The organism is Halorubrum sp. FL23 (assembly GCF_052439115.2).
Taxonomy (GTDB): Archaea; Halobacteriota; Halobacteria; order Halobacteriales; family Haloferacaceae; genus Halorubrum; species Halorubrum persicum.
Map to the genome: position 1 here is coordinate 112,014 of NZ_JBQVRO020000003.1, position 22,978 is coordinate 134,991.

Here is a 22,978-nt window from a genome sequence, read left to right on the forward strand (position 1 = left end):
TGCGACTCCGAGGGGTCACGCGTCTCAGTACTCCGTTCCCCGCCGGGCGCGGTGGCCCGCGTCGAAGGGGTGGGCCTCCTTCCGGACGTTGGTGATCAGGTCGGCGACTCCCTCCAGATACGCCGGCTCGGCGTGGCTCCCGGTGAGGACGAGCTCGAGGCCCTCGGGCTTCGACGCCGCGAGCGCGACGATCTCCTCGGGGTCGACGAGCCCGCGGTCGGCGGCGTACAACACCTCGTCCAAGATGAGCATGTGGACGCCGTCGTCGGGGTCGCCGTCGAGCGGGAGCGCGTCGGTCAGGTCCGCGTCGGCGGCGCCCGCGACGAGCGTCTCGGCGCGCTCGAACGCCGCGCTCGCCTTCGCCTCGTGCTCGTCGTCCGCGGAGCCGTCGAGGAGCCCGTGCCAGCCGTAGTGGCCGGCGTTCTCGTAGGAGAATCCCGGCATCGCGGCGATCGCATTGTACTCGCCCCTGACGCCCTCGACGCTGTCGGCGCCGCCCTTCATGAACTGGAGCATGTGGACGCGGTAGCCGTGGCCCGCGGCCCGGAACCCCATCCCCATCGCCGCCGTCGTCTTCCCCTTACCGTCGCCCCACCAGGCCTGCACGAGCCCGAACTCCTCGGGCGCGCTCGGCTCGATCGGCTGCGGTTCGGGGGCCGCACCGCCGCCGGGAGTCCGCGCGGCGGCGGGATCGTCGCCCTCGGTAGGCGCTCCGTCCGTCGATTCGTCGTCGCTGTCGCCGTCGTCGCGAGTGGTGTCGTCGTGTGTCATGGTTCGAAAACCGTCGCCCGGTCGTCGCCGACGACGCCGTGTTCGGCGTCGGCCGGCGGGCCGGGGTAGTCGCCGTCCGGATACCGCGACCGCAGGCTCGCGCGGACCGCGTCCCGGACGCAGACGCGGGCCGCCGACCCGACCGGGGTGGCGCTGCCTGAGAACGCCGCCGGCTCCCCGGTCGGGTCGTCGCCGACGACGACGGCGTCGCTCGTCGTCCCCGGCACGCCGGCCGTCGCGAGCAGCGTCGCCGCCTTCGCCTCGGCCGCGACCGCGACGAGGTTCGCCGCCGCGCCGTCCGCGAGCCGACGGGTCGTCCCGACGATCAGGTTGACCGTGCCGGGGCGCCGCGACGGCTCACTGGTCGGCGTCGCGGCGTCGCGCTCGGTGCCCCCAGCGTCGGCGTCGGCTGCCGCTCGCTCCGGCTCCATCGGCAGCGTCGCGGGGTTCGACAGCCCGGCGGTCGCGTACGCGATCACCGGTCCGAGGCGCGCACCGCGCGCGTGCGACATCGAGACGCCGGTGAACAGGGTCGGCGGGGCGGTCCCGGTCTCGAACCGCGCCCGCGCCAGTCGCTCGTCGCGGTACGCGCCGAGGTCCGTCCGGTCGAACCCCTCCGGGACCGAGGCGTTGTAGGCGGCGTCGCCGCGCGATCGTCCCCCGTTCCAGCCGGTCGAGAGCCAGCGCGTCTCGGGCCGGCGAACGCGGAGCACGCCCTCGCGCACGGTCGCGTCAAACATCGTTTCCACCCAACTCTCCACCGCCGGTCTGGTCGTCGCCCACGCCCAGCGCCGCGAGCAGGCGGTCGTTCTCGGCGGGCCGGCGCACCGCGACCCGGACGTGCGAGTCGAGTCCGCGGAAGGTGGTCGCGTCGCGGACCGCGACGCCGCGGTCGCGAGCCTCCTCGACGACCGCCTCGGCCGATCGGCCGTCGGCTCCGACGTCGAGCAGCAGGAACGGCGCCTCGGAGGGAGTCACGTCGTACCGCTCCTCGAGCGCCGCCGCCATCCGCGCCCGTTCCGAGCGGACGCGCTCGCGGGTGGCAGATATGAACGCGTCTCGCCGCATGCAGTGCGCGCCGGTCGCGAGCGCCGGGACGCTCACGTTCCACGGGCGGCGGGCGCTCGCGAGCGCCGCGCCGAACTCGCCCGTCGCGACCGCGAAGCCCGCCCGGATCCCGGGCAGGCCGAACAGCTTCGTGAGCGACCGGGCGACGACGACGCCCGCGGTCCCAGCGATCGAGGGGCGGTCGGTGAACCCGCGGAACGCCTCGTCGACGAGCAGGGGCGTGTCGGCCGCGCGGCACCGCGCGGCGAACCGCTCCAGTTCCGCGCGCTCGTAGTCGGTCCCGGTGGGGTTGTTCGGGGCGCAGACCACCGCGAGCGCGTGGTCGGTCGGATCGGCGTCGAGGACCGCGTCGGCGGCGACGAAGACGGGTTCGCCGCCCTCCAGGCGCACCTCGCGGGCGTACTCGCCGAAGCTCGGCGCCGGGAGCAGGGCGGTGTCACCCGCGTCGACCGCGAGCGCGATCGCGGCCCGGATGGCGGCGAGCCCGCCGGGCGTCGGCACGACCGCTTCCGGGTCGCACCCGACGTACTCGGCCGCGGCCTCGCGGTACGCCGCCGGGGGCTCCGCGGGGTACGACCGCGCGGCCGCGAACGCCTCGCGGTACGCGGTCTCGACGCCCGGCGGAACCTCGGGGTTGGTGTTCGCGGAGAAGTCCAGCAGGTCGGGGTCGTCGCTGCTGCCGTGCGGTTCGCGGTCGAGTCCGAGCGCGGTGTCGAGGTTCATTGGTCCGTGTGGTGGTCGACCGAACCGTCGACCGGTGGTTGCGTCACGTCGTGCTTCAGCAGTCGCTCCGCGGTCCGCGCGTCCGACGGGTAGTTGACGTTGACGGCGATCCGGACGTCGTCGGTGAGGTGGACCGCACCGCCGTCGCCGTCAGCGTCGTTCGCCTCGCGGTCACCCGTCCCGACGACGTTGATCCCGGCGGGGACGACCTCGCGACCGTCGATCGCCGTCGTCGCGTCCGCGCTGACGCCCAGCTCGCGCTTCCGGGCCGCCGGCACGCAGACGGTGAGCGAGTCGCCGTCGGCGGCGCGGGCCGCGTCGATGACCGCGTTCACCGCCGCGCCGTCCAACAGCGGAAGGTCGGCGGCGACGGTCAGGAGCGGGTCGCCCCCCGCGTCGACCGCGTCCATCGCGTACTGCAGATCGGCGACGTAGCCGTTTCCGGGGGCGTCGACGACCGGCGGCGACGGGGAGTCGGTCGCCCGCTCGGCGAGGTGGGCTCGCGTCCGCGTCGCGTGCGGGGAGACGACCGCGTGAGTCGCCGCGATCCGGCTCTCGGCGAGCGCGTCGAGCACCCGATCGACCATCGGCCGCCCCGCGATCGCCCGGAGCGGCTTCTCCGTCTCGTCGCCGAGGCGGCTGCCGCGGCCGCCGCACATCAGAAGCGCGTCCACGCGATCACCCCCGCGTGCAGCGCGGCGACCCGCGCGAGTTCGGTGGTGGCGCCGAGCACGTCGCCGGAGACGCCCCCGAGCCGTCGGCGAGCCCACCGCGCGACGAGCGCCGCCGTCGCCAGCGCGGCGAGGACGGCCGCGAACCCCGGCAGGAGCCGCGGCCAGCCGAGCAGCACGGCGGGCGCAGCCAGCGCGAGGACGGGGATGATCGCCCGAGGCGACGACTCGCCGGTCAGCGCGGAGCCGAGCCCCTCGTGGGGCGCGTCGCCCACGCAGACCAGCGTCGCGGTCGCCGCCTTCGCGCCGACTTCCGCGGCGACGACGAGTCCGACCACGGCGAGCGGACTGCCTCCAGCTCCCGCGCCTATCGAGCCTCCCGCGCCCGTCGCGCCTGTCGCTATCTCGGCCAGCGCGAGCGCGGCGGTCGCCAGCCCGCCGACGACCAGCGCGAGCGCGACCGTCCCGCCGACGCCGAGTGCCGAGTCCTTCAGCACGCGCCGGCGCTCCTCGCGGTCCCCGTGGACGACCGCGGCGTCGCCGAGGTCGGCCACCCCGTCGAGGTGGCCGATCCCGGTGACGGCGTAGACGGCGAGCGCGAACGCGAACGCGACCGTGGGGGCGGGGACCGACGCGGGGGGCGAGGCGAGCAGCAGCGGGAAGGCGACGAGCCCGCCGACGGGGTAGCCGACGACCGGGAACGTCCACGGCGACCGCGCGAACGCCTCCCACGCCGCCTCGCCGTTGCCGACCGGGATCCGGGTGAGGAAGCCGAGCGCGCCGCGGATCGCGGTCATGACCATCCGACCACCCCCGTCGGAGGCGTGAGCCAGCCGACCGCCGCCAACCACCCCGCCGCGAGGGCGACCGCGACCCCGCCGGCGACGCCGACGAGCCGGACCGCCCGCTCCGCGTCGGCGAGGCTCGGCGGGCTCGCGCCGGGGTTGAGCGCGTAGTGGCCGGGCTTTTCCAGCCGGACGCCGAGCGCGACCGCGGCGGTCGCCATCGGCCACCCGGAGTTGGGCGACCCCGGTTCCCGCGCCCACGGGGCCGCCCGGCGGAGCGCGCTGGGAGAGCCGGCCGCGAGCGCGAGGCACCCGGCGGTCGCGCGGGCCGGGAGGAACATGGCGGCGTCGTCGAGGCGCGCGCTCGCCCACCCGACCGGCTTCGAGCGGTAGCCGAGCATCGAGTCGAGCGTGTTGACGGCCTTCACCCAGACCGCGCCGGCGACTCCAGCTACGAGCGGGAGCGCGGTTCCGGAGCCGCCGACCGTGAGCCCGACCGTCGCCCCGAGCGCGAACCCGCCCAGCGGCGCGACGAACCCGTCGGCGAGGTTCTCCGCCGCGCTCTCGACGGCCGCGCTCCGGAGGTCGGCCGGCGAGAGGTCCGTCGCGTCCCGTCCCGCGAGCGCCCGGACCGACCGCCGCGCCGCGTCCGGGTCGGAGTCGGTCAGGCCGGCGACCTCGGCCGTCGTCGCCAACAGCATCCGGAGGCTGACGGTGGTGAAGAGGAGCGTCCCGGCGACGACGGCGGGGAGGGCGGCGGCGACGGAAGAGGCCGGAGGCGACGCCGCAAGCGCGACGATCCCGCCCGCGCCCGCCGCGGCGACGAGCGGGAGCGCGACCGCGACCGCGACGCCGACGATCCGGGGACGCGACCACGACCGGTCGAACCGCCCCACGACCGACCCGAACAGCGCGACAGGGTGAACTCGGGCCGGCGGCTCCGCGACCGCGAGGTCGAGGCCGACCGCGATCGCCAGCGCGGCGAGGGGAGAGAGCGCGGAGCCGAGAAGCGGAGCGGGCGACATCTGGATCAGAGCCCGTCCAAGAACGCGTCGAACGCCCCGCTCTCCGGGTGGACGTGACAGTACGTTCCGAGGGTTCGGTGCTCGATCAGGCCGTCGCGGTCGCCGTCGATCCCGGTCCCGCGCTCCACCTCGAAGGCGAACCGGGCGTCGGGCGCGGGGTCAGCCTCCGAGTAGTGGAACTCGTGACCGCGCAGCGTCGTTCCCGCCGACGCCGTCGGCGCGTCCCGCGTCGCCCGGAGTGCGACGTGGTCAAGCGCCTGATACCGGTCGCGCATCTCCACGTCGGCGGGGAGGACGCCCGCCATCGCGTGGCTCTCGCCCGCGGCGGTCGTCAGCGACTCGGCGAGCGCCATCAGCCCGCCGCACTCGCCGAGGACCGGCGTCCCCTCGGCGGCCGCGCTCGCGATGTCGTCGAGCGCCGGGCTCGCCGCGAGGTCCGCGGCGTGCAGCTCCGGGTAGCCGCCGGGGAGGTAGACGCCGTCGCAGGGCGGGAGCGGGTCGCCCGCGGTCGGCGCGAACGCCTCGACGGTCGCCCGCTCGCGCAGGCGCTCGATCGTCGCGGGATACGCGAAGCGGAAGGCGTCGTCGCGGGCGACCGCGACGCGGGGGCGGTCGCCGTCGGCGGGACCGACCGGGCCGGTTGGCTCCGCCGGTTCCGCCGGTTCCGCCGACCCTGCCGGCTCCCGCGCGAGATCGACGAGCCGGTCGGTCCGGAGCCCCTCGGCGGCCGCGGCGAGCGCGTCGTCGGGCACGGGCGACTCGTCGCCCATGTGGAGCCCGAGGTGGCGGTCGGGCACGTCGAGGTCGTCGTTCGGGGGAACGCGACCGAGATAGCTCACCTCGTCCGGGAGCGCCCCGCGGATCCCGTCGGCGTGGCGCCCGCCGTGTGCGCGCTGGGCGATCACGCCGACCACGTCGATCTCGCGGCCGATCCGGTCGGCGTACGCCCGGAAGCCGAGCGCGGTCGCGCCGACGCTCTCCATCCCGGCGCTCGCGTCGACCACGAGCACGACCGGGAGGTCGAGCGCCTCGGCGACCGCGGCGGTGCTCGACCCGTCGCCGTCGTACAACCCCATCACGCCCTCGACGACGCAGACGTCCCCCTCGCCCCGGGCGTAGTTCCGGCGGAGACCGCCCTCCCCCTGCAGCCACAGGTCGAGCGTGCGCGAGGGGCGCCCCGTCACGCGCTCGTGGTGGCTCGGGTCGATGAAGTCCGGGCCGGCCTTCGCGGCCTGGACCGCGTGGCCCGCGTCCTCCAGCGCCCGGATCGCTGCGAGCGTCGCGACCGTCTTGCCGACCCCGGACGCCGTGCCGCCGACGACGAAACCCCTCACGGCTGAGTCCCCTTCTCGGCCAGCAGCCGGTCGGTGAGGTCGGCCACGCGGTCGCGCACGTCGCCGGCGGGGACGCCGGCGCGCTCGGAGAGCGCCAACGCCCCGCCCATCCCGACGCCCTCCTTCGCCTCGCCGCGGGCGTACGCCGCCATCGCCGGGTGGTCGCTCTCGCCGAACGCCGGGTCGGTGGCGGCGAGCGTCAACTCGAGGTCGTCCGCGAGCGCGCCCACGTCGGCGGAGGGGTCGTCGGCGACGAACGAGGTGGTCGCGAGCGGGAGCCGTCGCTCGACGCCCGCGTGGCGCGCGAGCGCGGCGACCGCCGCCAGTTGGGTCCCGCCCGCGAGCGTGACCGGCACCCCGCGCTCGACCGCGCCGACGACGAGGCCGGCGGCCGCGGCGAGCACGGGGTCACCCATCAGCCGGAGCGCGGCGAGCGGGTCGCCGGCCGCGTCGCCGGCGGCGAGGCCGCTCGCGTCCAACCCCTCCTCGACGACCGCGCGCTTGGTCGCGAGGGGGTTCGCCGGCAGCGACGAGGAGACCGCCGGTCGCTCGCCGAGCGCGGTGAGCACGCCGAGCGCGGTCGTCGTGCCGCCGGGGATCGTCTCGGCGACGAGGAGTTCGCTGTCGCCGTCGTCGCCGCCGGACGCGGTCGCTTCCCCGCCCCGAGCTACCCGCGGCGCCAGTGCGCGCGCCGACTCGAAGATCGTCGCCGCGTCCGGGACGGGGTCCGAGTCTCGCACGTCGCCGCCGGGCGCGGCGCCCGCGTCGAGGACCGGCGCCCCCGTCGCGGTCGGGACCGCGAGGCCGGCGTCGACCCCGACGAACCCGAACCCGACGAGCTCGCGCACGGCGCGGGTGACGACCGCCGGCGTCGGACAGCCCGAGGGGCTGACCGGGACGGCCGAGTCGGGTGCGGGCCGCCCGTCGGCGACGATCTCGAGGTCGGCGCTCGGGGTGTGAGTCCGCAGGTCGGGATCCGCTCCCGCGGCGCTGATCCCGTCGATGGCGGCGGTCCGGGTCGTTCCCGCGACGACCGCGAGCGTCACGTCGGTCACGCCGCACCCCCGGCTCGTCGCCCCGATCTGTCGGGGGCGGGGGCCGGTCGATCGCGTCCGTCGCCCGCCCGGTCGATGACAACCACTAGCGGTTGATTAGCACAAGCGGACTTTAATCGATCGGGACTCCGGCTGATCGGTCGACGACGCCCGGCATCGCGGCGATCGATCGCCGGTCGGCCGGTGGGGACGGGGTAATCCGTGTGATTGACCTGCACATTTATATGGGCGGACACCCACGGACAATCGTTAACAATGGTAGCTAGAAGCCCGGATAACGAAAACAAGCGAAACCGGAACAGAGATATCGATGCGGGTTCGGAAAGCCGTTCGCCGGTCGGGCGGCGTCGATTCCTGCAGGCCGCCGGCGCCGGCGCGACCGTCGCGCTGGCCGGCTGTTCGGGCGGGGGTGGCGACGACGTGGTTCGGCTGGGCGCGACGTACATCCTCTCCGGGTTCGCCTCGCTGTACGGCGAGGCCGCCGAGCGGGGGATCGAGATGGCCCAGGCGGAGATCAACGACAACGGCGGCATCGACGGGCGCGACGTGGAAGTGATCGTCCGAGACACCGAAGCGAGCGCCGACACGGCGATTCAGCAGATGCGGAGCCTCGTCGAGGAGGATAACGTCCACGGGCTGTTCGGGCTGGACTCCAGCGGGGTCGCCCAAGCCGTGGCGCCGCAGGCGGCACAGCTCGAGATGCCGTTCATGATCACGCACGCGGCGACCCCGTTCGTCACCTCGCCGGAGGGCGAACACGAGGACTCCGTCGGCAACGACTACGTGTTCCGCGACTCCAACAACCTCACGCAGGACATCTACGGGGCCGCGCGGACCGCCGCCGAACTCGACGCCACGGAGTGGGCGACGATCGGTCCCGACTACGCGTTCGGGTACGAGACGTGGGACTACTTCCAGGACTTCTGTGCGGGCCTCGGTGTCGATGCCGAGTTCACCGCCGAGCAGTTCCCGCCGCTGGAGACGGGCGATTACACGCCGTACATCAGTTCGATCCTCGACGCCGAACCGGACGCGGTGCTCACGCCGCTGTGGGGCGCCGACCTCACCACGTTCATCGGACAGGCCGAGGACGCCGGCTGGTTCGATCAGATCGATCACACGCTGTTCAGCGTCGGCATGGGTACCGACCTCGCGAGCGACGGGAACCCGCTCCCGGAGGGCGAGTACGCCTCGACGCGGTACGACCCGTTCGCCCCCGACACCGAGGCGAACAACGCGTTCCGCGACGCGTACTACGAGGAGTACGACGCGCTCCCGACGTACAACGCCGAGGGCGCGTACCGCGCCGTCTACCTGTACAAGGAGGCGATCGAGTCGAGCGGGAGCACCGAGACCAGCGCGCTCGTCGACGAGTTCACCGGAATGGAGCACTCCGGCCCGGTCGGCGACTACCGGTTTAGCGAGACGAATCAGGCGACGGTGTCGTCCATCTGGGGCACCGTCACGTACGACGACGAGTGGGAGAGCAACGTGCTCGACCCCGTGAACGTGTACGACGCCGGCCCGGACGTGCTGTCCGAGGCGCTCGGTGACTCCGATCTGCCGGCGGGTATCTAACCTGGCGTCGACTCCATGAGCCTACCATCTCTCGTTCCGCTGATCGGGGTTGCCGACGTTGTCATCGGGCTGAGCCTCGGGAGTCGGCTCTTCCTGATCGCCGTCGGGTTGAGTCTCATATTCGGGGTGCTCGGCGTTCTTAATTTCGCACACGGGGGGTTCTACATGCTCGGCGCGTACGTGACGCTCGCCGTCGTGACGGGCCTCATCGACAACTTCTGGATCGCCGCCGTCGCCGGGGCCCTCGCAGTGGGCGTCGTCGGCGCAACCATCGAGTTCGCGGCGATCCGACCGTTGTACGATCGGGTCGACGCCGATCTCGATCAGCTCATCGTCACGTTCGGATTCGTCCTCGTGATCCACGAGGCGGTTCGATTCATCTGGGGGTCGGGATCGTACTCGATCGATCCGCCCGACGTGTTCAACTTCTCCGTGTCGCTCGGCGGGAGCACCTTCAGCGCGTACCGGCTGGTGGTCATCGGTCTCGCGATCGCCGTGTTGGCGGGGCTCTGGCTGTTCATCACGCGGACGTACTTCGGCTCGCTGGTGCGAGGGACCTCCTCTGACCGCGAGATGGCGTCGATGCTCGGCGTCGACGTGCCGCGGCTGTACACCGGCGTCTTCTTCCTCGGGAGCGTGCTCGCCGGGCTCGGCGGCGCGCTGTCCGCGCCGCTGCAGTCGACCAGCCCGGCGCTCGGGGACCAGGTGATCATCGACGCGTTCATCGTCGTCGTCATCGGCGGGCTCGGCTCGATGAGCGGGGCGTTCGTCGGCGCGATGCTCATCGGCATGATGCAGAGTCTGGGGCCGCAGTTCATCAGCGCCGGCAGCATCGCGATCCCGTTCCTCGCGATGGTGATCGTGCTGCTGTTCCGTCCCGAAGGGCTCTTCGGAGGGATCGGCGAATGAGCGCGACGACGACTGCCGGCGGCCGGGTCCGCGAGTTCGTCTCGGCCGCCGCCGACGGCTGGACCTGCGAGCGGTTCGGGATCCTCGGCGCGCTCGGCCTGATCCTGTTAGCGTTCGGGCCGTCCTTCCAGGTCTACCTGTTCACCGACTTCCTCGTCGTCGCGCTGTTCGCGCTCGGCTTCAACCTGCTGTACGGCTACACCGGACTGCTGTCGTTCGGTCACGGCCTGTTCTACGCGGGCGGCGCGTACGGCGTCGCCATCGTGCTGCGGGACCTCGGTCCGGTGTTCGCCGACATCGTCGGGTCCGGGATCTCCCCGCTCCTCACGTTCGTGGTCGGCGGCGTCGTCGGCCTCGCGCTCGTCGTCGGCGTCGCGGTGCCGGTCGGGTGGCTCAGCGTGCGGCTCGAGGAGATCTACTTCGCGCTGATCACCCTCGCGTTCGGGATGTTGGGGTACTCCCTGATCATCCAGGATCCGGCGGGACTGACGAACGGCACCGACGGGATCATCGTGCTGCTCGGCAGCGTCGATATTGGCGGCTCGAGCTTCCGGATCGGTGCTCGCCGGACGTACTACGCGCTCTCCGTGGTCGTCGTACTGGCCGCGACGTACGGGGCGTGGCGCGTCGTCAACTCCCCGTTCGGGACCGTCTGTAAGGCGATCCGCGAGAGCCCGGACCGGGCGTCGGCGCTCGGGATCGACGTCAGGCACCACCGCTGGATGACGTTCATCCTCTCGGCGGCGATCGTGGGGATCGCCGGCGTCTTGCGCGCGGGGCTCGCGGGCGTCGCGTCCCCGGGACTGACGCACTGGTCGACGAGCGCGATCGCCGTCATCGCCACCGTTATCGGCGGCGCAACGTACTTCTCCGGCCCGATCGTGGGCGCGTTCGTCTTCCTCTACATCCGCTGGGCGATCAGCCGCTTCCCGACGCTCGAAGCGTACTGGGAGCTGTTCTTCGGCGCGCTGCTCATCGCCGTCGTGCTGTACTTCAAGCAGGGGACCGTCGGTGGGCTCCTGCTGCTCCGGGATCGGCTGCTCGGGGACGACGACGACGGAGGCGAAACGGACGCCGGCGGAGACGGAGAAGCCCCCGACGGCGACGGGGACTCCGGCGGCGCGGGAGCGACTGTACCGGACGACGAAACACGGACCGACCGCGGTGATGACTCGTGACGACCGTTCTCAAGACCGAAGACCTCCGCAAGCAGTTCGGCGAACTGACCGCTGTCGACGGCGTGTCGATCGAGATCGATGACAGCGAAATCACCAGCATCATCGGGCCGAACGGGGCCGGAAAGACCACGTTCTACAACTTGTTGACGGGCGTGCTCCAACCGACCTCCGGCTCGATCTGGCTCCGAGACGACGGCGAGGGCGGCCTCGCCGACATCACCGACGCGGAGCCGCACGAGGTCGCGCAGGCCGGCCTCTCGCGCTCCTACCAGATCACGAACGTCTTCGAGGGGCTCACCGTCCGCGAGAACGTCCGGGTCGCTCGGATCAGCCACGAGAAGACGCGCCTCGACTTCCGGTCGCGAGCGAGCGGCGACGCGGCGCTCGAAGCCGACATCGAGGAGCTGTTGGAGCTGACCGGGCTCACCGACATCGCGGACACGTCGTGCGACACGCTGAGCCACGGCGAGAAGCGAACCGTCGAGATCGCCTTGGCGCTCGCCATCGAGCCGGACGTGTTCTTGATGGACGAGCCGACCGCGGGGATGAACCCGACGGAGGTGACCGAGATCGTCTCGCTGATCCGCGAGCTCGACGCCGACCTAGATGCGACGTTCGTCGTGACCGAACACAACATGGACGTCGTCACCGACATCTCAGACCGGATCGTCGTGCTCGCCGAGGGAGCGATCCTCGCCGACGGGACGCCGGAGGACGTGTTGAACGACGAACGCGTGACGGAGGCGTACTTGGGGAGTGATAGCGTATGACGATACTCGACGTTGACGAGATTAACACGTACTACGGGAACAGCCACGTCCTCCACGGGATCTCACTGGAGATAGACGAGGGCGAAGTGGTGACGCTGCTCGGGAGAAACGGCGCCGGAAAGACGACGACGATGCGCTCCATCGTCGGGGCGTCGCCGCCGCGGACCGGCTCGATCACCTACCGCGGCGAGGAGATCGCCGGCCTCTCCTCGGACGAGATCAACGAGCGGGGGATCTCGCTCGTCCCGGAGGACCGGCGGGTGTTCCCCACGCTGACCGTGCACGAGAATCTCCGGCTCGCGCACAACCTCGCGAGCGACCCGCGACCGGTCGCGGAGATGTACGAGCTGTTTCCGGCGCTCGAACCGCTGCGGAAGAACGACGGGCAGAACCTCAGCGGCGGCGAGCAGCAGATGGTGTCGGTCGCCCGCGCACTGGTGCAGGCGCCCGACGTGCTGCTTCTCGACGAGCCCACCGAGGGCCTCGCGCCCGTGATCGTCGACGACCTCCGAGAGATCGTTCAGACGGTCGTCGACGAGAACGTGACAGTCCTATTGACCGAACAGAACGTTGACTTCGCGTTCGATCTAGCCGAACGGGGGTATATCATGGACACCGGACAGATCGTGTTCGACGGCACCGTCGAGGAGATCCGCGACCGCGAGGACCTCCTCGAAACGTACCTCTCCGTGGGGACCGCGGATGCCTGAGGAGCTCACGCTCCGCCCCTTCTTCTGGCGGGCGACCAGGCTGTTCCCGGAGACGGAGGTCGTCTCGCGCACCCACGACGGGGTCGACAGGTACACGTACGCCGACTTCGGCGACCGGGTCCGGCGGCTCGCCGGCGCGCTCGCGGAGCTGGGCGTCGAGCCCGGGGACCGGGTCGGAACGCTCGGGTGGAACACCCACCGACACTTCGAAGCGTACTACGCGGTCCCGCTGTCCGGCGCACAGCTCCACACCGTGAACCTCCTGTTACAGGACGACCACGTCGAGTACATTATCAACGACGCCGCGGACGACGTGCTCATCGTCGACCGCGACGCCGTCTCGACGCTCGACGAGCTGTGGGACCGGATCGACGGGGTCCGCGAGGTCGTCGTCATGGGCGAGTCGGTGCCGGAGACGGAGTCCGATATCCCGCTCTCGGCGGTCGAGGAGCTGATCGCCGACGCCGACCCGATGGAGTCGTGGCCGCCGCTCTCGGAGGATGACCCGGCCGGGATGTGTTACACCTCCGGCACCACGGGGAAGCCGAAGGGCGTCGAGTACACGCACAAGATGATCTACGCCCACGCGATGATGGTGATGACGCCCGCCGCGCTCGACATCGCCGAGGACGACGTGGTGATGCCCGTCGTGCCCATGTTCCACGTGAACTCGTGGGAGTTCCCCTACGCCGTGACGATGGCGGGGGCGAAACAGGTGTATCCGGGGCCCTCTCCGGACCCGGCCGACCTCGTCGAGCTGATCGAGTCCGAGGGCGTGACGCTCACGGCGGGCGTCCCCACGGTGTGGATCGACGTGCTCGACCACCTCGACGAACACGGCGGCGACCTCTCCTCGCTCGAGCGGATCGTCGTCGGCGGGAGCGCGGCGCCCCGCGAGGTGATGCGCCGGTACGAGGACGAACACGACGTGACGATCGAACACGCGTGGGGGATGACCGAGACGATGAGCATCGGGTCGGTCTCGCGGCCGACCTCGGAGATGGCCGACGCCGATCGGGAGTCGAAGCTCGACAAGCGGGCGAAGCAGGGGCTGCTCTCTCCCGGGCTGGAGATGCGGGTCGTCGACGACGACGACGAGCCGGTCGCCTGGGACGGCGAGGCGTTCGGCGAGCTGCTCGTCCGGGGCCCGTCGGTCGTCGAGGAGTACTACGACCGCCCCGAAGCCGACGCGACGGACTTCCTCGCGGCCGACGACGGCGGGGCCCGGTGGCTCCGCACCGGCGACATCGCCACCGTCGACGAGGACGGTTTCATCGAGGTCGTCGATCGCGTCAAGGACGTGATCAAGTCGGGCGGCGAGTGGATCTCCAGCATCGAGCTGGAGAACGCCCTGATGGCTCACGGAGACGTCGCCGAGGCGGTGGTGATCGCGGCCGCCCACGAGCGCTGGCAGGAGCGCCCGCTGGCGTTCGTCGTGCCGAAGGCGGACCGCGAACTCGACGTCGAGGGCGTCCGGGCGTTCCTCGCGGACGAGTTCCCCCGGTGGTGGCTCCCGGACGACGTGCGGTTCCGCGAGGAGATCCCGAAGACCGCGACGGGGAAGTTCGACAAGAAGACGCTCCGAGAGACCGTCGACGATCCGCCCCTGCCGTACGCGCCGGGCGAGGGGGGAAGCGAATGACCGACGACGCCTCCCGGACGCCGGACGACGCCTCCCTGACGCCGGACGACGCCCTTCCGGACCTCTCGGGGCGTGTCGCCGTCGTCACCGGCGGGGGACGGGGGATCGGGCGAGCGATAACCCTCGGGATGGCCGCCGCGGGGGCGACGGTCGTCCCCTCGGCGCGGACCGCGGCGGAAGTCGAGGCGGTCGCGGGCGAGGCCCGCGATCTCGGCGTCGAGGCGCGGGGAATCACCGCCGACGTGACAGACGACGACGACGTGGCCGCGCTGGTCGACGAGACCGTCGAGGCGTTCGGCTCGCTGGACGTCGTGGTCAACAACGCCGGATTCAATCCCGGCGACGCGCTCGGCGACCCGGCGGATGTCGAGAGCGACGCCGTCGAGTCGGTCTTGGACGTGAACCTGCGAGGGGCGTTTCGAACCCTTCGGGCAGCCGGCCCACACCTGAAAGCGTCCGGCGGGAGCGTCGTCAACGTCGCCAGCGTGGCGGGGGTCGTCGGTCTGCCGAAGCAGCATCCGTACGTCGCCTCGAAACACGGGCTCGTCGGGGTCACGAAGAGCGCGGCGATGGACTGGGCGCCGGACGTGCGGGTGAACGCCGTCGCCCCGGGCTACGTCGCGACCGACCTTACGGAGACGCTACAGGAGAGCGAGCGCCTCCGGCAGTCGATTCTCGACCGGACCCCGCTCGACCGCTTCGCCGACCCGATAGAGATCGCGGGCCCGGTCGCCTTCCTCGCGAGCGACGCGGCGAGCTTCGTCACCGGCGAGACGCTCGCCGCCGACGGCGGCTGGACGGCGCGGTGAGCCCGGAGCCGGTCACAACCGGTCGGTCTCACCCTCGACGTACGCCAGCGTGCGCGCCGCGAGCGTGGGAACCTGCGTCTCCATCTTGGGGTACAGCGGGTCGTCGCTGTCGTCGTTCAGGTGCCGCGCGAGGAACATCTCGCCCAGCGCGGCCATCTTGTACGCCGCGAGCGCCCGGTAGAACCGCTCGTGGGCGAACTCGCGGCCCGTCGTGCTCTCGTAGCGCTCGATCAGCTCGGCGCGGGTCGGATACCCCTCGCGCGCGGTGAACGTCGACATCAGCTCGGGCATCGCCGGGACCGGATCGCCCTCGTCGTACCAGAACAGGAGCAGCCAGCCGAGGTCGGCGAGCGGGTCCCCGAGCGTCGACAGCTCCCAGTCGAAGACGGCGACGACCGCCGGCGGCGTTCCGGGGCCGTACATCACGTTGTCGAGCTTGAAGTCGCCGTGGACGAGCGTCTCGGGGTGGTCGTCGGGGACGTTGTCGGCGAGCCACTCGCCGACGGCGACCAGGTCGGGGACCGCCCTGACCGCCTCGGTCGTCTCGAACGCCCACTCGAGCTGCCCGGTCCAGCGTTCGACCTGTCGCGCCGTGTACCCCGTGGGACGGCCGAAGTCGTCGAGTCCGACAGCCTCGTAGTCGACCCCGTGAATCGCCGCCAGCGTGTCGACGAGTCGGGTGCCGACCCGTTCGCGGGCGGTCGGATTGGCGAAGCGGTCCGGCTCGGCCTCCCGGAGCACGTCCCCCTCCGTTCGCTCCATGAGGTAGAAGTCGCTGCCGAGGATCGCGTGGTCGTCGCAGGCGCGCAGGGTCTCGGGAACGGGAACGGTCGTGTCGCCGAGCGCGTCGACGACGCGGTGCTCTCGGAGCACGTCGTGGGCCGTGTCGGCCGTCTCGCCTGGGGGCGGTCGGCGAACCACCAGCTCGCGGTCGCCCCACGTGACGAACAGCGTCTCGTTGGAGTGGCCCTCGGCGTGTCGCTCGACCGCGAACGTGTCCGCCGGTCCGAGCTCGGCGGTCAGGTACGCCCCGAGCGCGTCGTCGTCGACCAACCGGTCGAGGTAGTCGGGGTCGCTCACGGCCGATCTGCTCCTGGACGGCCCCCCCTCGATCGGGCCGCCTCCGCCCACTCTGTTTCCGATCGGCTCGCCGCCGACGCGCCGCTTCCCGGCCAGTTCCGTACCGAACGGAGTTCGCCGATTATGGGAGATATGACTAACATTGTAAATCTGTTTGTGATATCGAAGTGGTTAGACTCGGTATTTATAGCTTTTTTGGGCATCTCGCCGGAACTACTATTTACATTGATAAACTACCAACGCTATGGAATACGACGATATCGGTCGCGGGCCGGAGATCGCCGACGCCGTCAGGCAGTTCGTCGACGAGACGGTGCTGCCGGTCGAACGCGAGTGGCTCGGTCGCGGGCCGATCCCGGAGGCGGAGATCGAGGCGCTACGCGACGCAGCGCGCGACAGGGGGATCTACGCGCCGCAGGTCGACGAGGAGTACGGCGGGCTCGGACTCGGCTTCCGCGAGATGCTGCCGGTGTTCGAGGAAGCGGGCCGCAGCCTGCTCGGGCCGACGGCGCTCCGGTGTGCGGCGCCCGACGAGGGGAACATGCACACCCTCGAAATCGCGGCCACCGACGCGCAGAAGGAGCGCTGGCTCCGCCCGCTGGCGGCCGGGGAGATCGATTCGGGCTTCGCGATGACCGAGCCCATGCAGGGCGGAGGCTCCGATCCGAAGATGCTGTCGACGACCGCCGAGAAGGAGGGTGACGAGTGGGTCATCAACGGCCACAAGTGGTGGACGACCGGCGGAGTCGACGCGGAGGTGCTGTTAACCTTCGCCCGCACGGACCAGGAGGCCCACCCGTACGCCGGCTGTTCGGTCATCCTCGTGCCCGCCGACGCCGACGGCGTCGAGGTCGTTCGGAACATCCCGCACCTCGGCGAGGGGTTGGTCGGGACGACGCACGCCGAGATCCGGTTCGACGACGTGCGCGTGCCGGTCGAGAACACGCTCGGCGAGGAGAACGAGGGGTTCACGCTCGTCCAGCAGCGGCTCGGGCCGGCCCGGCTCACGCACTGCATGCGGTACGCCGGAATGGCCGACCGCGCGCTCGACATCGCGACCGCCTACCTCTCCGAGCGGGAGGGGTTCGGCGAGCCGCTCTCGGAGAAGCAGGGGCCGCGGTTCCGGATCGCCGACCGCCGCACCGAACTCCACGCCGCCCGCACGATGGTGCGACACGCCGCCGGACGGATCGCCGACGGTCACGAGGGGCGCATCGAGGTAGCGATGGCGAAGACGTTCGCGGCGAACGTGACCCAAGAAGCGATCGACGACGCGCTCCAGTTCTGCGGCGGCAACGGCATCGCGTACGACCTGCCGATCGCGCGCTTCCACGAGAACGTCCGGCAGTTCCGCCTCGTCGACGGCGCCGACGAGGTCCACCGCCGGTCGATCGCCCGAGACGCCTTCGAGGACCCGCCCACCGAGGAGCTCGAAACCGTCACGCGGTTCGGCGAGTTCGACTGAGCCGGGAGTCCGCGCCGGTCACTCCTCGTCCTCCTGAAACACCTCGAACAGCTCGGGGTCGGTCCCGAACTTGAGGACGTTCGTCACGACGGAGTTGCGGAGGTTGTTGACGAGCTCGCCGTACTCCTTGTAGAACTCGTGTATCCACTTCGACTCCTGCTCGCGGTCTTCGAACATCATGATCGTCTTCCACTGGTAGTCGCCGTCGGAGAGGAAGTACATGAACGTGTGCCGGCTCGACCGGATATGCTCGAGGGCGTCTTCCCAGTGCTCGTCGAACCCCTTCGGATTGAACTGGAACTCGAAGAGCGAAAAGAAGAGATGCTCCTCGTTGGGGACCAACGCCTCCCGGAACACGCCGTCGGCGCGCATCCGCCGGATCGACTCGTTGACCGTGACGTGAGAGACGTCGATGTCGTGTTCCTCGGCGAGGAGGTCGCGGAGCCCCCGCGAGGTGAGCTGGGGGTCCCGAGCGAGCTCCTGAAGGATGATCGTGTCCCGCTCGGAGAGGTTCCAGTCGGGACGCGGCTGTTTCTCGGGCATGCTTTCCGTGGAAGTGAACGCGTCACGGTAATCAGTATTTGGCTCGACGGTCGCCGCCTCGGTCCGCGGTCCGAGTCGGTCGGGCTCTCCGTCGCGCATCGAGCGCGCGACGGAGAGCCCGACCCGCCGCTGTGCGGTGAGCGGGAACGACTCGGAGGGTGAGAGCTACTCGGTGAGCGGGAGGAAGATCCCGAAGATGAACGGGGTGGCGAGCGCGATCGCGGTGCCGAGGAACTCCAGATCGAGGAGGAGCTGCTCCTCCCACCCCGGTACCTGCGCGCCCGTCATGTGGATGTACGCCTCGCCGACGGCCCCGATCAGGAACAGTCCGATCCCGATCGCGACGCCGCGTTTGGTGATCGTCGGGTAGTCCAGGTTGCCGTACCGTCCAGCCATGGCCGTGGCTTGCCGAGAGAATCGCATAAGTGTTGCTCTCTGGTGAGTGTCGCGCCTGCGTCGACCCGGTGGCGCGACCCGGCGCTCACACCAACCCGCCCGCGGTGAACGCCGCGTAGCAGATCGCCACGAGCAGCCCGGAGTGGAACAGCGCCGCGTACCGCCCGCGAGAGGCGGTGCCGGCGAACCACCCCGACGCGAGCATCGTCGCCTGCGTGACGACGTACAGCCGGAAGCGTTCGAGGTCGGGGAGCACCGTCTCCGGCTCGGTCACGAGGTCGGTGGCGCCGGCGAGGTCGGCGAGCCGCGCGGCGTCGATCACCTGCGTGTTGACGACGGCGACGACCGCCGCGACAAGCGCGGCCGCCGCCCACCCGACCGCGACGTAGGGGTGCATCGAGGAGCGGAGCGCGCGCTGTTCGCTGTAGAGCCGCCCGACCTCGATCCGGAGCGTCTCGAAGACGGCGTCGGCGTCGCTCCCGGCGTTCAGGGCGTCGGTGACGACCCCGAGCGTCCCCTCGGCGAGCGGCGTTCCGACGCGGTCGACGAACCGGTCGATCGCGGCCTCCCGGACGTCGGATGACTGGTCCGACGCGTCGGCCCCCGCTGTGCCGCCCGTCGCCGTCGTCGACCGGAGCGCGAACGCGAGGTCGGCCACGTCGTCGTCGAGCACGCCGAGGTCCGCGTCGCGCGCGACCGCCTCGACGGCCGCCGGGAAGGGCCGCCCCTGCGCGACGTGACCCGAGACGGCGTGGACGAAGTCCGTCAGCTCGCGGTCCTTCGCGTCGTCGATCCGGGTGCGTCGCCCCGCGACGACGCCGACGGGGACCGCGAACGCCGCGTACGAGAGCAGTCCCACGTTGACGAGGGTGTACCCCGAGAACGCGAGCGCGAGCGCGATCAGGACCGCGGGCGGCGCGCAGACGACCGCGGCGCTCGCGGGATTTCGCCCGACCGAGGCGAGGATGCCGCGGGGAGTCGCCGGGAGGTCGTAGCTCGCGCGCTGGTTCGGCGGGCGCAGCGTCCCGACCGCGACCGCGCCGACGAGGCCGATGGCGACGAGGAAGGCGACGGCGCCGTAGAGGACGACCGCCCGCGTCGGCACCACGCCGACCGGGGTGTCGACCGGCGGAAGCAGCTCCGGAACGACGACGGTGAGCGCGGTCGCCGCGATGACGAGCAGCGCCGGTAACACCAGCACGACGACGAACAGCTCCGTGAGCAGTTCGAGGAATCGCCGGGCGCGCTTCCGCGCGCGATCCTGCCGGTGCGCGAGCATCCGGCGCTCGGTCCGGAGGTACTCCGCGAGCGCCGCGTCGCCGGTCGCCGCGTGCTTGCGGAACTTCAGGAGGAACGGCGCGAGCAGCTCCCGCGAGGGCGTGTCGCGGGCGACCCGACGGAGTCCCTCGTCGAGGCTCCCGGCGAGGCGCGCGGCGTTGAGCGCCTTCCGGAGCGAGGCCGCGGTCCCGCCGTACGCGTCGTTCGCGGCCGCCTTCTCGACCATCTCTCGGGGACCGTCGCTCCCGGCGGAGAGCAGTTCGAGGTAGCGGACGGCGGGCGGGAGCGTCCGCTCGATGTCGGTCCGGCGCGCCGCCGTGAGCCAGCGGAGGTGGAGCCCGCCGAGCCGCACCGTCGCGCGCTTGGCGAGGAGCCCGGCGAGGCCCGCGGCGACGACGGCGACGCGGTCGGCCGACAGCGACCCGACCGGGACCGGCGCGCGCGCGCCGATCCGGGCGTCGACCGCCGCGAGCAGGCCGGGGGCGGTCGACGCGGCGACGAGCAGCGCCGGGACGATGACGGCGACGCAGGCGACCCACGAGAGCCCGTACACCCTGGACAGGTACGTCTCGAACCCCGTGTCGAGCGCGGTGCCGCGGTACCGCTTCCGGTCGGCGTCGTGCCGGCGGTCGCTCGCGTGGCGCGCGAAGAGGGCGTACAGCACGCGGTCGATCACCGAGGAGCCGCCGGCGCGGGTGAACCCGTCGGCCTCGGCGGCGTCGAGGGCGCGGCGACCTCCCGAAGCGTCGGTCCCCGTCGGAGGCTCGCCGCTCACGGCCTCCCCTCCCCGCCCGTCGTGCGGGCGGCGCGCTCGACGGTCGCCGCCTCGTCGGTCCGGAGGTCCGCGAGGAACTCGAACAGCGCGTCGACGTCGTCGACCCCGTCGCGGACGAGGTACTCGACGTACCGTCGCTTGGACGCGAACTCCGCCTCGACGGCGCCGACATCGCGGTCGGTGTGGTCGGCGATGCGGGCGAGCGCGTGGAGGCGGCGCCCGTCGCCGGGCGCGGTGGGGGTCTCAGCGGCGTCGGAGTGAGACCCGTCACCGTCCGCGGACGGCGACCCACCCGGCGCGCCCGGGAACTGGAAGTCACCGTCGGCGTCGCGCCACGCGATCGTGTTGTAGTACACCGCCTCCGACCCCTTGTCGACGACGCCGGCACCGCCGTGTTTGGGGTTCCCCGTCGGGCTGTGCGCCGCCGCCGGATCGAGCGCCTCGTACTCAGCCTCGGAGAGGAGCTCGACCGCCCGAGAGACGTAGCGCTCGCCGTCGGCCTGCCGCGGGAAGACGACCAGGTCGACCTCGCGGAGGAGATACGCCGGGAGCCCGTGCTCGATCACGCGGTTGACGAGGGCCTCCACGTCCTCGGCGTGGGTGGTGCCGATCACGCCGTGGCCCGTATTCAGGGTCTCGGCGAACGTCTCGAAGCTCGCGGGCGTGTTGATCTCGGCGATCACCTCCACGTCGGGATTCAGGTAGTTCGCTTCGGCCATCAGCTCCGACATGCTCACGGCCTTGTACGCGTCCTCGTGGTCGCGGGTCGTGAGCGACACCCCGGTCTCGTGCGGGAGCCGGACCTCGCGGGACCCCTCGTCGATCGACACCGGCCGGTCGTCGAACGGGATGAAGGGCGTGTGCGCGTTGAGCAGGGTCGTCTTCCCCACCCCGGTCGGCCCGGCGAAGAGGACGACGCCGCGGTGCTCGTACAGGAGCCACAACAGGGTGACCAGATCGGGGGAGAGCGTCCCGCGATCGACCAGATCGACGGGAGTCAGGGCGTCCGCGCTCTGCTTCCGGATCGAGACGTGCGGGCCGCCCTCCGAGATGACGGGGAGCGCCACCGCACACCGGATCGTCTCGTCGACCCCGTCGACGTCGAGGTTCACCTTCGCCGACGGCGTGGAGGCGTTGAGCTCGGTGCCGTCGCGGGCGGCCAGGCCGGTGACGACGTTGACGAAGGCGGTCTCGTCGTCGAACGCGAGGTTGGTCGGGACGCGCCGCCCCGCGCCGCCGGCGTCGCCGAGGGCGTCGTCCGCGGACCCCCGCAGGATCGAGGTCCGGGGGACGACCTTCACGCGCTCGCCGACGCGGTTCGCCTCCACGTCCTCCAGGTTCGGGTCGCGGATCGGGACCGTCAGGATGCCCTCGCCGACGAAGTCGCGGAGCACGTAGTACGCGAGGTCGTCGAGCCGGTCGCGGGCGTACCGCGAGTCGACCGGCGGGACCGCGAGCCCGCGGTCGGCCAGCGCGGACCGGACGCGATGGGCCGCCGCGCCGAGCCACGCGCGGGTGTTGCGCGCGGTGAGCCGCCGCGAGAGGAACCGGCGGGCGTGCTCGGCGACGAACGCCTCGCGGTCGTCGACGACGCCGTTGACGGTCGTCTCCCAGATCCGCTCTTTACACTCCTCGATCAGCGCCTCGTCGCCGGGCAGGAGGTCGGGTTCGCGGACGGCGTACTTCGTCTCGAACGCGTCCGAGCCGAGCAGCCGCTCGCGGGCGACGACCACCTCGACGGAGAGCCCGGCGAAGTCGACCGCGTACCGGGCGAGCCGCTCGGCGGCGACGCGCTCGACGTACTCCGCGTCGGCGTCGATCCCCGTCTCCAGCGGCGCGAACGTCTCGGTGTGGACGACCAGCTCGCGCTCGTCGCCCACGTCGGCCACCTCGATCCGGTCGTCGAGGGCGAGCGGCGTCACGTCGCCGAGCAGCCGGAGGTCGCGCAGCGCGTGGTAGTCGATCCGGCGGCGCGCCGCCGCGCTCGCGTCGAGCAGCCGGTCGAGCGCGCGCTCGTACTTCGGCTCGAACCCCGACTCGGCCCGCTCGTTCACGCCGACCCGCGTGAGCGGGCGGCGGTGGCGCACCCCAGAGAAGTGGTCGCGGACGCGGTCGAGCGCGCGCTCGTCGGCCGCGGACAGCGGCGGCTCCCGAACGTCGTAGCCGAACCGACCGCCGTCCCGCTCGCGAACGGTCGCGACGACCCCGGGCTCCGATTCGTACTGCGCGCGAACCGCGGGCGCGTACCACGCCTCGGGGTCGTCCGGCGGCACCGGTGCCGGGACCGCACCGCTCGGATCGTCGTCCGCGTCGTCGACGATCCGGAGGGTCGGCCCGTCGCTCACGGCTCGGCACCCCGCGTCGCTCGGTTCGTCGCAGCGCGGGCGCCCAGTCTCCGGATCATGGTTCGATC

The 22,978-nt window shown here is 71.9% G+C and carries 21 protein-coding genes; 8 read left to right on the top strand and 13 right to left on the bottom strand.

Going from position 1 to position 22,978, the window contains the following annotated elements; all coding sequences use genetic code 11:
* Nucleotides 1–24 precede the first annotated feature (24 nt).
* From ACT4MF_RS04735 to ACT4MF_RS04770, 8 genes are read right to left on the bottom strand one after another with little or no spacing between them, the layout of a single operon-like run.
* A complete protein-coding gene (locus ACT4MF_RS04735; RefSeq protein WP_444681894.1) occupies nt 25–771 on the bottom strand; it encodes a cob(I)yrinic acid a,c-diamide adenosyltransferase in 747 nt (248 codons plus the stop codon).
* A complete protein-coding gene (locus ACT4MF_RS04740) occupies nt 768–1,511 on the bottom strand; it encodes an adenosylcobinamide amidohydrolase (protein ID WP_444681895.1) in 744 nt (247 codons plus the stop codon). The genes ACT4MF_RS04735 and ACT4MF_RS04740 overlap by 4 nt, the downstream gene beginning before the upstream one ends.
* Nucleotides 1,504–2,562 carry an aminotransferase class I/II-fold pyridoxal phosphate-dependent enzyme gene (locus ACT4MF_RS04745; RefSeq protein WP_444681896.1) on the bottom strand — a complete coding sequence of 353 codons (1,059 nt, stop codon included), beginning with the start codon at nt 2,560–2,562 and terminating at the stop codon, nt 1,504–1,506. Before ACT4MF_RS04745 ends, ACT4MF_RS04740 begins: the two co-directional genes overlap by 8 nt.
* Complete coding sequence (locus ACT4MF_RS04750) at nt 2,559–3,221, bottom strand: NTP transferase domain-containing protein (protein WP_444682023.1); 663 nt, start codon at nt 3,219–3,221, stop codon at nt 2,559–2,561. Before ACT4MF_RS04750 ends, ACT4MF_RS04745 begins: the two co-directional genes overlap by 4 nt.
* Nucleotides 3,221–4,036, bottom strand: coding sequence for an adenosylcobinamide-GDP ribazoletransferase (gene cobS / locus ACT4MF_RS04755; protein ID WP_444681897.1), 816 nt, complete (start codon nt 4,034–4,036; stop codon nt 3,221–3,223). The genes ACT4MF_RS04750 and cobS overlap by 1 nt, the downstream gene beginning before the upstream one ends.
* Nucleotides 4,027–5,043 carry a CobD/CbiB family cobalamin biosynthesis protein gene (locus ACT4MF_RS04760; RefSeq protein WP_444681898.1) on the bottom strand — a complete coding sequence of 339 codons (1,017 nt, stop codon included), beginning with the start codon at nt 5,041–5,043 and terminating at the stop codon, nt 4,027–4,029. Before ACT4MF_RS04760 ends, cobS begins: the two co-directional genes overlap by 10 nt.
* A 5-nt stretch (nt 5,044–5,048) precedes the next feature.
* On the bottom strand, nt 5,049–6,377 hold the full coding sequence (locus ACT4MF_RS04765; protein ID WP_444681899.1) for a cobyrinic acid a,c-diamide synthase: 1,329 nt from the start codon (nt 6,375–6,377) through the stop codon (nt 5,049–5,051).
* Complete coding sequence (locus tag ACT4MF_RS04770) at nt 6,374–7,432, bottom strand: nicotinate-nucleotide--dimethylbenzimidazole phosphoribosyltransferase (RefSeq protein ID WP_444681900.1); 1,059 nt, start codon at nt 7,430–7,432, stop codon at nt 6,374–6,376. Before ACT4MF_RS04770 ends, ACT4MF_RS04765 begins: the two co-directional genes overlap by 4 nt.
* A 255-nt stretch (nt 7,433–7,687) precedes the next feature.
* On the opposite strand from ACT4MF_RS04770, the gene ACT4MF_RS04775 reads away from it, so the two are divergent.
* Genes ACT4MF_RS04775 through ACT4MF_RS04805 form a run of 7 tightly spaced genes read left to right on the top strand, consistent with a single transcriptional unit; the run spans nt 7,688 to nt 15,028 of the window.
* A complete protein-coding gene (locus tag ACT4MF_RS04775) occupies nt 7,688–9,010 on the top strand; it encodes an ABC transporter substrate-binding protein (protein ID WP_444681901.1) in 1,323 nt (440 codons plus the stop codon).
* A gap of 15 nt (nt 9,011–9,025) precedes the next feature.
* A complete protein-coding gene (locus tag ACT4MF_RS04780) occupies nt 9,026–9,919 on the top strand; it encodes a branched-chain amino acid ABC transporter permease (RefSeq protein ID WP_099254239.1) in 894 nt (297 codons plus the stop codon).
* On the top strand, nt 9,916–11,097 hold the full coding sequence (locus ACT4MF_RS04785) for a branched-chain amino acid ABC transporter permease (RefSeq protein WP_444681902.1): 1,182 nt from the start codon (nt 9,916–9,918) through the stop codon (nt 11,095–11,097). Before ACT4MF_RS04780 ends, ACT4MF_RS04785 begins: the two co-directional genes overlap by 4 nt.
* Nucleotides 11,094–11,867: an ABC transporter ATP-binding protein gene (locus tag ACT4MF_RS04790; RefSeq protein ID WP_099254241.1), complete on the top strand. Its 774-nt coding sequence runs from the start codon at nt 11,094–11,096 to the stop codon at nt 11,865–11,867. The genes ACT4MF_RS04785 and ACT4MF_RS04790 overlap by 4 nt, the downstream gene beginning before the upstream one ends.
* The gene (locus ACT4MF_RS04795) at nt 11,864–12,577 is read left to right on the top strand and encodes an ABC transporter ATP-binding protein (protein ID WP_099254242.1); all 714 of its coding nucleotides are present in this window, start codon (nt 11,864–11,866) and stop codon (nt 12,575–12,577) included. Before ACT4MF_RS04790 ends, ACT4MF_RS04795 begins: the two co-directional genes overlap by 4 nt.
* The gene (locus ACT4MF_RS04800) at nt 12,570–14,219 is read left to right on the top strand and encodes a long-chain fatty acid--CoA ligase (protein WP_444681903.1); all 1,650 of its coding nucleotides are present in this window, start codon (nt 12,570–12,572) and stop codon (nt 14,217–14,219) included. Before ACT4MF_RS04795 ends, ACT4MF_RS04800 begins: the two co-directional genes overlap by 8 nt.
* The gene (locus ACT4MF_RS04805) at nt 14,216–15,028 is read left to right on the top strand and encodes an SDR family NAD(P)-dependent oxidoreductase (protein WP_444681904.1); all 813 of its coding nucleotides are present in this window, start codon (nt 14,216–14,218) and stop codon (nt 15,026–15,028) included. The genes ACT4MF_RS04800 and ACT4MF_RS04805 overlap by 4 nt, the downstream gene beginning before the upstream one ends.
* Before the next feature lie 12 nt (nt 15,029–15,040).
* Here the strand turns inward: ACT4MF_RS04805 and ACT4MF_RS04810 are convergent, their stop codons facing one another.
* Complete coding sequence (locus ACT4MF_RS04810; protein WP_099254245.1) at nt 15,041–16,108, bottom strand: phosphotransferase family protein; 1,068 nt, start codon at nt 16,106–16,108, stop codon at nt 15,041–15,043.
* 244 nt (nt 16,109–16,352) lie between these two features.
* Here ACT4MF_RS04810 and ACT4MF_RS04815 point away from each other — a divergent pair, with 244 nt between their 5' ends.
* Nucleotides 16,353–17,573: an acyl-CoA dehydrogenase family protein gene (locus tag ACT4MF_RS04815; protein WP_099254246.1), complete on the top strand. Its 1,221-nt coding sequence runs from the start codon at nt 16,353–16,355 to the stop codon at nt 17,571–17,573.
* Nucleotides 17,574–17,591: 18 nt separating this feature from the next.
* On the opposite strand, the gene ACT4MF_RS04820 is transcribed toward ACT4MF_RS04815, so the two are convergent.
* The 4 genes from ACT4MF_RS04820 to ACT4MF_RS04835 form a co-directional block, all read right to left on the bottom strand.
* Complete coding sequence (locus tag ACT4MF_RS04820) at nt 17,592–18,116, bottom strand: winged helix-turn-helix domain-containing protein (RefSeq protein WP_099254247.1); 525 nt, start codon at nt 18,114–18,116, stop codon at nt 17,592–17,594.
* Nucleotides 18,117–18,281: 165 nt separating this feature from the next.
* The gene (locus ACT4MF_RS04825) at nt 18,282–18,512 is read right to left on the bottom strand and encodes a DUF7860 family protein (protein ID WP_444681905.1); all 231 of its coding nucleotides are present in this window, start codon (nt 18,510–18,512) and stop codon (nt 18,282–18,284) included.
* Between the two features lie 85 nt (nt 18,513–18,597).
* Nucleotides 18,598–20,565, bottom strand: a complete 1,968-nt coding sequence (locus tag ACT4MF_RS04830) for a type II secretion system F family protein (protein ID WP_099254249.1) — start codon at nt 20,563–20,565, stop codon at nt 18,598–18,600.
* Entirely contained in the window at nt 20,562–22,910 is a 2,349-nt protein-coding gene (locus ACT4MF_RS04835) for a type II/IV secretion system ATPase subunit (protein ID WP_444681906.1), read from the bottom strand. The genes ACT4MF_RS04830 and ACT4MF_RS04835 overlap by 4 nt, the downstream gene beginning before the upstream one ends.
* Nucleotides 22,911–22,978 lie beyond the last annotated feature (68 nt).